We start from the raw sequence: 8,497 nt of genomic DNA on the forward strand, positions 1-8,497 counted from the left end.
AAGGCCGAATTTGAATTCTTTTCTGAACAAAACCCCCTACTATCTGTTGTCAAGGTTCAGTTTTTAGCTTGGTTATCGCTTTTTCCATTGTAGCTTAAAGCCGTCCTAAAAGGACGGGGTTTTAACCCAAATTTTCGATAAACAGCGATCGATCACTTGTTTTAATACTAGAGCCGTCCAATCGATATCGGCCGCGCTGGTGTCCCTTCCCAGGGTTAAACGAATTCCCGCTAATGCTTCTCGATCGCTGTAGCCCATAGCTTTTAAAATTGGACTGGGGGAAAGTTTGCCACTATGACAGGCGGCTCCAGAACTAATACCGATTCCTGCTAAATTAAGCTGACGAACTAGCTGTTTTCCCGTGATGTGACTGTTATCGTCTGGACGGACAATAAAGCTGACGTGGTGGGGTAAACGATAGAATCGGTCTCCCGTGGGTAGCAGATAAGGATAATCAGCTAAGAGGTCAAATAATCGATCTCGCAAGGCCATTAAACGCATTTTTTCGCTAATTAAGTCTTTTTGGGCTAATTCGGCCGCTAAACCAAAAGATGCGATCGCTGGCACAGATTGGGTTCCCGATCGCAGACCTTTTTCCTGACCACCGCCCCGCAGTAATGGTAAAATATCGACACCCGCTCTGATGTATAAAGCTCCCGATCCTTGCATTCCATAAATTTTATGGCTAGAAAGAGATAATAAATCTACGGGCAGTTTCCGCACATCAATATCGCATCTTGCCGCCACCTGCACCGCATCGGTGTGAAAAAGAACACCCCTTTCTCTGGCAATGCTGCCCAATTCTTCAATCGGTTGTAGGGTTCCCACCTCACTTTGTCCGTAAATAATGGAAATTAAGACCGTATCGCTTTGAATTGCGGCTTTTAGGTCTAAAGGATTCACCCTACCTTGACGATTGACGGGAAGACGAGTAATTTGCCAACCTTGCTGCTCTAATTGTTTACAGGGTTCAGCGATCGCCGAATGTTCCACACTAGAAATAATTATATGACGGGGGCGGTTATACTGTTGAGCAACCCCGATAATCGCTAAATTATCGGCTTCTGTGCCGCCAGAAGTGAAGATAATCTGGTCTGGATTGGCATTAATTAACCCTGCTACCTGTTCTCTAGCCATTTCGATGACTGTCGCCGTATCCTGTCCCCAACTGTGTAAACTGGAGGGATTACCCCAATGATGCCGCAGAATAGTGGCAACCCGATCGATTACTTGGGGATGAGTGGGGGTAGTGGCACTATAGTCAAGATAAATTTGCATTATTTTACAATCTGAGAAATGAGAGCCAAGGACAAGCAGCTATTTTCAGTTTAGCGGCTTAGGTTTAACACTCGATCGATTGTCGGGGCAGTTAAATCTTCCCCTGTCAAAAAACAGAGATGCCGGTTAAAGCATCCCCACAGAGTCGATTTTACCTCTCTTGTGTCAATCTCGGCAGCAGACCAGCAAAAGTCATCCCAAAGACAGAGCAAATATCGTCAACAATCAAAGTCATAAAACCGTTCTAAAAGCCTAGTAAACCCGAAAGATAGTCAGGAACGGGGAAACTTTGAGCCATCTTAAAATGAAATGAAAACAGATAAAACGCTGTAGAATAATTGAAGGTTATTTAAGAGATTTTTTCGGCCCTTTCCTGAATCCCAGACAGCCAGTTTTTGATAAGAGTCTGGGATAGGTGCGACAGAAGGATTAAAAGTATCGTGATCAAGACCAACGATCAAATAGGCACAGATGACTAACTGCCACTATTGACAATATTCCTAAGCATCTAATCAAGGGGAAACATCGATCGATAATAATATGCTTTCGCCCTTGGCAAGTTCCAAAGCATAACAGAGATTGTCTCAAGCTGGTCGCGTCGCTAATACTTGCGGCGATTTTTCAGTCATCGGTAAACATTAACCAGTAATCAGTGAACGGCAAACTCAAATCTGATAACTGAGTCAAGATAGCTAAAAAAAACCCATCGCTCTACCATGCGTTTCAGACAAATTTTTATGCTCTTATTACATGACTGACAATATTTTGTAACAATCTATACTATCTTTCCCGTTGAAGACTGTAAATTTAAGTTAATTGCTTCGGTGATAACCCTGAAATAAAGTGATCTTTCTAGCCCAGATGACTAAAAACCGCCCCTATCTATCGACTCCTCAAAACTGTTATGCTTCTAGAAAAAATCTCTTAGACAAAAACTACTGCTAAATCTCCCCAGATGGAGAAGCAAAAGCGATCGAGAGATAAAAATAGTTAAAGCCTCCTTACTGAATCAACAGTTACTTGCAAGAAATCTTCTCGGTTATCACCGCGGGGGAAATAATGAGAATTTTTCACCGTTTCATCACCTTTGTTTAGTTTCTAATCACGATTTTTTAGTCCATGAGTAAACTTTCCAGACGTAGATTTATCTTCACTGCCGGGGCAACTGCCGTAGGAACAGCAATTCTCCACGGTTGCGCCACTCCCAATAATACCGCGACCAGTCCCTCCCCGGCCGGCAGTCCTGCCGCTTCCCCCGTTGTCAGTGGAGAAACCCCCGAAGTCACCACCGCTAAACTAGGTTTTATTGCCCTCACCGACGCTGCCCCCTTAATTATCGCCAAAGAAAAAGGTTTATTCGCTAAACACGGGATGCCCGATGTACAGGTGATGAAACAAGCCTCTTGGGCTGCAACCCGGGATAACCTCGAATTAGGTTCGGCGGGTAACGGTATCGACGGGGCGCATATTTTATCCCCCATGCCCTACCTAATGACCTTGGGCAAAATCACCAAACAGCCAGTACCGATGTATATTCTGGCGCGTTTGAATACCAATGGTCAAGCGATTTCTGTGGCTAACGAATACATGGATCTAAAGGTTGCCCTCGATAGCGGTGTACTGAAAGAATCCTTCGCTAAAGCTAAATCTGCGGGCAAAGAAGTTAAAGCCGCCGTCACTTTCCCCGGTGGTACTCACGATCTCTGGATGCGCTATTGGTTAGCCGCCGGTGGCATCGATCCGAATAAAGATCTATCCCTAATTGTTGTTCCTCCGGCACAAATGGTGGCTAACATGAAAGTCGGCACGATGCAAGCTTTCTGTGTGGGGGAACCTTGGAACGCCCAATTAGTTAACAAAAAACTCGGTTATTCGGCCTTGATTACTGGGGAACTGTGGAAGGATCACCCTGAAAAAGCCTTCGCTTTACGCGCCGATTGGGTGGATAAAAATCCCAAAGCGGCAAAAGCTTTAACCATGGCTGTTCTGGAGGCGCAGCAATGGTGCAACGATCCCGCTAATGTTAAGGAAATGTGCGAGATTATTTCAGGACGGGAATGGCTGAAAATTGACCCCGCCGATATCTTGGGAAGAATGCAAGGTAATATCGATTTCGGTGATGGTCGCAAAATCGAAAATAGCCCCGTAGCCATGAAATTCTGGGCTGATAACGCTTCCTATCCCTACAAGAGTCATGATACTTGGTTTGTGACTGAAGACATCCGTTGGGGCTATATTCCCGCCGATACAGACATCAAAGCTTTAGTTGATAAAGTTAACCGGGAAGATATCTGGAGGGAAGCCGCTAAAGCCCTCAATGTTCCGGCTGATCAAATTCCCACCTCTACCTCTCGCGGTGTGGAAACTTTCTTTGATGGCGTTACTTTTGACCCCGAAAATCCCCAAGCCTACCTCGATTCCCTCAAGATCAAGAAGATTTAAATCAGTGATCACTAATCAGTAATCAGTAACCCGTCAACAGTTAAAGATGATTTGCTGATAACTGGTAATTAATAACTGATAACTGAAATTCTTGCGGAGCAAGCCAAGATAAAAGCTGATCACTGAACCACTGAACCACTGAACCACTCATAACTCAACCACTGATAACTCAACCACTGATAACTGATAACTGATTATGGCTGTTTCTATTTCTCGTCGTTCTCAAGGTCAAAAATGGTTAAAAGACCTGCAAAAAAAATTACCCAAACTAGCAACTTCGGCGATTGCTTTATTAATTTTCCTCGTCATCTGGCAAATACTCTGTTTTAGTCCCGATGCCCCCCTTCCTAGTCCCACCAAAGTGGTTAGCGATACCTGGGAATTAATTATCAATCCCTTTTTCAATAATGGTGGCACGGATGTGGGGTTATTCTGGCAAATTTTCGCTAGTTTACAACGGGTGGCCGTCGGTTTTACCCTTGCCGCTATTGTCGGCATCGCCGTAGGAATTTTAATCGGTAGCAGCGCCCTAATTTATGATGCGATCGATCCGATTTTTCAAATCCTGCGTACCGTTCCCCCCCTAGCTTGGCTACCCATCTCCCTAGCGGCTTTTCGTAATAACGAACCTAGTGCCATATTTGTAATTTTTATTACAGCAATTTGGCCAATTATTATTAACACGGCCGTGGGAGTACAGCAGGTTCCCCAAGACTATAAAAACGTCTCTAGAGTGTTGAAATTATCCAAAGTTGAATACTTTTTCAATATTCTTTTTCCCGCCACCGTTCCCTACGTTTTCACCGGATTAAGAATCGGTATCGGTTTATCTTGGTTGGCAATTGTAGCGGCGGAAATGCTGATCGGTGGCGTGGGAATTGGCTTCTTTATCTGGGATGCTTGGAATAGTTCCATGATCAGTGAAATTATCCTCGCTCTGATTTATGTGGGTATTGTTGGTTTCCTACTCGATCGCCTCATGGCCTACATCGCTAAATTAGTTGTACCCGAAGAAAATAAATAGGGTTTGCGGCAAAAAGTTTTTCGGTGGGGGCAGGGTGTGGGGTGTGGGGTGTGGGGAGCTTTTTAAGTAAACAGTAAACAGTAAACTAAAAACTCACATCTGATAACTGACAACTGATAACTGATAACTGATAACTGATAACTGATAACTGATAACTGATAACTGATAACTGAAAATGTCTGCATTTATTGAAGTCGATCACATTGATAAAGTTTTCCCTCTCCCCGATGGCCGTCAATATATTGCCCTGAAAAATATCGATCTCAGCGTTACTCAAGGGGAATTTATCTCTTTAATCGGTCATTCCGGTTGCGGGAAATCCACCCTCTTAAATATGGTCGCTGGACTCGATCGCCCGACGGTGGGAGGGGTGATTTTAGAGGGAAAAGAAATTAAAGGTCCCGGTCCCGATCGCATGGTGGTCTTCCAGAATTATTCTCTGCTGCCTTGGTTAACCGTCCGAGAAAATATCGCCCTAGGAGTTAACCGCGTGCTGCGTCATCTACCGGCTGCTGAACGCAAAAGTGTCATCGAACATAGTATCGATATGGTACACCTGCGCCATGCGGCCAACAAACGACCGGGAGAATTATCGGGAGGCATGAAACAAAGGGTAGCGATCGCCCGCGCTCTAGCCCTACGGCCGAAAGTCCTGCTACTCGATGAACCCTTTGGGGCGCTGGATGCGTTAACCAGAGGCAATTTACAGGAACGTTTGATGGAAATCGTCGAAGAAAGCCACGTTACCTGTATCATGGTCACGCATGATGTGGATGAAGCCCTATTACTATCCGATCGAGTGGTGATGTTAACCACCGGTCCGGAGGCCCATATCGGTCAGATTCTCGATGTTCCCATTCCCCGGCCCCGGCATCGTTTAGAAGTAGTTAACCATCCCAGTTACTACTCCCTCCGTAACGAGATCGTTTATTTCCTCAACCAACAGAAGCGATCGAAGAAAGTCGGTCAACCCACCGGGCCGATGACGGTGATCGGCCAAGCTACCCGACTGAAAACCAATCCCACCATCGGTTTTATCCCCCTCACCGATTGCGCTCCGATTATTATCGCCAAAGAGAAAGGTTTCTTCGCCGAGGAAGGATTAGAGGATGTTATCCTGCAACGGGAACCCAACTGGAAAGCGCTCGCCCAAGGAGTGGCCACCGGTCGTCTCGATGCGGCCCAGATGGTGGCGGGAATGCCCCTCAGCATGACCATTGGGGCCGGCAATAAGCCCTCTGTCCCCGTGATTAGTGCTTTGGTACTCAGTCGCAACGGTAACGCCATCACCCTCAGCAATAAATACAGGGAATTGGGGGTAGAAAAACTCGAGGACTTAAAGGATGCCCTCCAGCAAAGTCCCGATAAAATCGCCACTTTCGGCATGGTTCACCCTGCCTCCATGCACAATCTGCTGTTACGCTACTGGTTAGCTAGTGGCGGCATCGATCCCGATAGTGATGTGAATTTAACCGTAATTCCGCCGCCTCAGATGGTTTCCCTGCTAAAAGCGGGTAAGATCGACGGTTATTGTGTGGGGGAACCCTGGAACTCCTACGCCGTTCAGGAAAAATTAGGCTACGTTATCGCCACCGATCTTGATATTTGGCCCGGACACCAGGAAAAAGTCCTCGGGGTCAAGGAAACTTGGGCGGCGAAACATCCCGAAACCCATATCGCCATGGTGAAAGCTTTAATTAAAGCCTGCGAATACTGCGATGATCAGCGTAATCGAGAAGAAATCGTCAATATTCTCAGTCAGCCCCAGTATGTGGGCGTGGATAGGGCGATTATCCGCCCTGGTTTCCTCGATGGTTATGATCGCGGTTTAGGAACTGCCCCCGAACCCCTATTCCGATTTAATCAGTTTTACGTCGATCAAGCTAACTGTCCAGGCCGCAGTGAGGCCCTATGGACCCTAACTCAGCTTGCCCGTTGGGGTTACGCGCCTTTCCCTCGCAACTGGGTGGAAGTGATTGAACGCGTCCGTCGTCCCGATCTATTTGGCGAAGCTTGCAGGTCCCTGGGCCTTCCCGATTTGGAACCCAATCGCCACAGTTTTGCCCTCTTTGATCATCTTATTTTCAATCCCGACGATCCGATCGGCTATCTGGAACGTTTTTCGATCCGTCGCGATTATCGCGTCTCGGAAGTTCTCCTCGATGATCCCGTCGCTAATTAAGGTTGGCTGAATAAATCTAAAAACCTTGTTGGGTAAAACTTTTAGACTTTTGCGGGAGTGATCGGGGGGAAAATTCAGGGACTTTTTCCCTGAAAATTAGGTAATTGACCAGATGAAAATCTCTAAAACCCTACACCCCACACCCCACACCCCACACCCCACGAAAAACTTTTTCAGCAGACCCGAATTAATAGTTGTGGTGGGCAAAGCCCACCTTAAAATAAATCTAGGACGAATATGCAAACTTTTACCGATAAGACCGTGAATTCCAGCACCACCACCCAGCCTTTTTTATTAGTTAGTAATGTTGCCAAAGAATACCCCTCTCCCGAAGGGGTTTACACCGTTTTAGACGGTGTGGAGCTGCAAGTCAATGAGGGGGAATTTGTCTGCATTATCGGTCACTCCGGCTGCGGTAAATCGACTCTTTTAAATATGGTGGCGGGGTTTTCTTCTCCTAGTCGTGGGCAAGTGCTGCTACAGGATAAAGAGGTTAAGGAACCGGGACCGGACCGGATGATGGTATTCCAAAATTATTCGCTTTTGCCCTGGAAAACTGCCTTTGAGAACGTTTATATCGGGGTTAGTTCGGTTTATCCCCAAAAATCTCACGCTGAGAAGGTGAGGATCGTGGAAGAAAATCTATCCCTAGTGGGATTGACAGAAGCAGCCCAGAAAAAACCCCCCCAATTATCGGGAGGCATGAAACAACGGGTTGCGATCGCCCGCGCCCTGGCCATTCGTCCCCAAGTCCTCATCCTCGATGAACCGTTTGGGGCCCTGGATGCGATTACTAAAGAGGAATTACAGGAAGAATTGCTGAAAATCTGGCAAGAACACCAGTTAACGGTGTTGATGATTACCCACGATATCGATGAGGCTTTGTTCTTGTGCGATCGCTTGGTGATGATGACCAACGGCCCAAGCGCTAAAATCGGTGAGGTGTTAAAGATGCCTTTTGCCCGTCCCCGGGTTCGTTCCCAAATTACCGAGGATCCCCGTTACTACGAACTTCGCAATGAAGCTCTCGATTTCCTCTACAATCGTTTTGCCCATTCGGAGGATCCCAACGAGGATGCCCCCGAAGAACCCCGCACAGAAAATCTCCTGGGTAAAATTGTTACTACTATTGGTGGCATAGCCTTACTCGCTTTTGTCGGTTTTAGTCTAATACAAATGTTCACTAGCAAGACTCCCAATACCGCTAATCCGGCTACCATAGAGGCCCCCAGATAGGTAGGGTTTGCTGAAAAAGTTTGTCGTGGGGGCAGGGTGTGGGGTGTAGGGTTTTACCGATTTTGAGGTAGAACGTAGGTTGGGTTGAAGCATGAAACCCAACGCCCGCATAGTTTACGCTACCGCTAACCCATCCTACAAATATAGCGGTTCTCACACCTGTGTGGCACAGTTAAACCTTTGCTAATGAGGGCTGGCTGAATAAATCTAAAAACCTTGCTGGATAAGACTTTTAGCCTTTTTTGAAATCCAAAAGTACCAGATATGGGAGTGATCAGGGGGAAATTCAGCTACTTTTTCCCTGAAAATTAGGTAATTGACCCCCTCAAAATCGG

General features: G+C 46.4%; 6 protein-coding genes. 5 read left to right on the forward strand and 1 reads right to left on the reverse strand.

Annotation, left to right across the window (positions count from 1 at the left end):
• Positions 1-105: 105 nt before the first annotated feature.
• Positions 106-1,278: a cysteine desulfurase family protein gene (locus PX482_RS17960; RefSeq protein WP_288024538.1), complete on the reverse strand. Its 1,173-nt coding sequence runs from the start codon at positions 1,276-1,278 to the stop codon at positions 106-108.
• A gap of 1,119 nt (positions 1,279-2,397) precedes the next feature.
• Between PX482_RS17960 and PX482_RS17965 the strand changes: the two genes are divergently transcribed.
• The 5 genes from PX482_RS17965 (at position 2,398) to PX482_RS17985 (ending at position 8,162) form a co-directional block, all read left to right on the forward strand.
• Complete coding sequence (locus tag PX482_RS17965; RefSeq protein ID WP_288024540.1) at positions 2,398-3,720, forward strand: CmpA/NrtA family ABC transporter substrate-binding protein; 1,323 nt, start codon at positions 2,398-2,400, stop codon at positions 3,718-3,720.
• A 196-nt stretch (positions 3,721-3,916) separates the two neighbouring features.
• Positions 3,917-4,744 carry a nitrate ABC transporter permease gene (ntrB, locus tag PX482_RS17970; RefSeq protein ID WP_004159451.1) on the forward strand — a complete coding sequence of 276 codons (828 nt, stop codon included), beginning with the start codon at positions 3,917-3,919 and terminating at the stop codon, positions 4,742-4,744.
• A 175-nt stretch (positions 4,745-4,919) separates the two neighbouring features.
• Complete coding sequence (locus PX482_RS17975) at positions 4,920-6,926, forward strand: ABC transporter ATP-binding/substrate-binding protein (RefSeq protein ID WP_288122792.1); 2,007 nt, start codon at positions 4,920-4,922, stop codon at positions 6,924-6,926.
• Positions 6,927-7,038: 112 nt separating this feature from the next.
• Complete coding sequence (locus PX482_RS17980; RefSeq protein ID WP_196219859.1) at positions 7,039-7,191, forward strand: hypothetical protein; 153 nt, start codon at positions 7,039-7,041, stop codon at positions 7,189-7,191.
• A complete protein-coding gene (locus PX482_RS17985) occupies positions 7,164-8,162 on the forward strand; it encodes an ABC transporter ATP-binding protein (RefSeq protein ID WP_004159459.1) in 999 nt (332 codons plus the stop codon). Before PX482_RS17980 ends, PX482_RS17985 begins: the two co-directional genes overlap by 28 nt.
• The last annotated feature ends 335 nt before the right edge of the window (positions 8,163-8,497 follow it).

Source organism: Microcystis sp. M53602_WE12, assembly GCF_030065455.1.
GTDB lineage: Bacteria > Cyanobacteriota > Cyanobacteriia > Cyanobacteriales > Microcystaceae > Microcystis > Microcystis aeruginosa.

What these genes read in the sequence shown, in the direction of transcription:
- PX482_RS17960 (WP_288024538.1), bottom strand. Translation starts at nt 1,278, where the DNA reads ATGCAAATTTATCTTGACTATAGTGCCACTACCCCCACTCATCCCCAA.
- PX482_RS17965 (WP_288024540.1), top strand. Translation starts at nt 2,398, where the DNA reads ATGAGTAAACTTTCCAGACGTAGATTTATCTTCACTGCCGGGGCAACT.
- ntrB (WP_004159451.1), top strand. Translation starts at nt 3,917, where the DNA reads ATGGCTGTTTCTATTTCTCGTCGTTCTCAAGGTCAAAAATGGTTAAAA.
- PX482_RS17975 (WP_288122792.1), top strand. Translation starts at nt 4,920, where the DNA reads ATGTCTGCATTTATTGAAGTCGATCACATTGATAAAGTTTTCCCTCTC.
- PX482_RS17980 (WP_196219859.1), top strand. Translation starts at nt 7,039, where the DNA reads ATGAAAATCTCTAAAACCCTACACCCCACACCCCACACCCCACACCCC.
- PX482_RS17985 (WP_004159459.1), top strand. Translation starts at nt 7,164, where the DNA reads ATGCAAACTTTTACCGATAAGACCGTGAATTCCAGCACCACCACCCAG.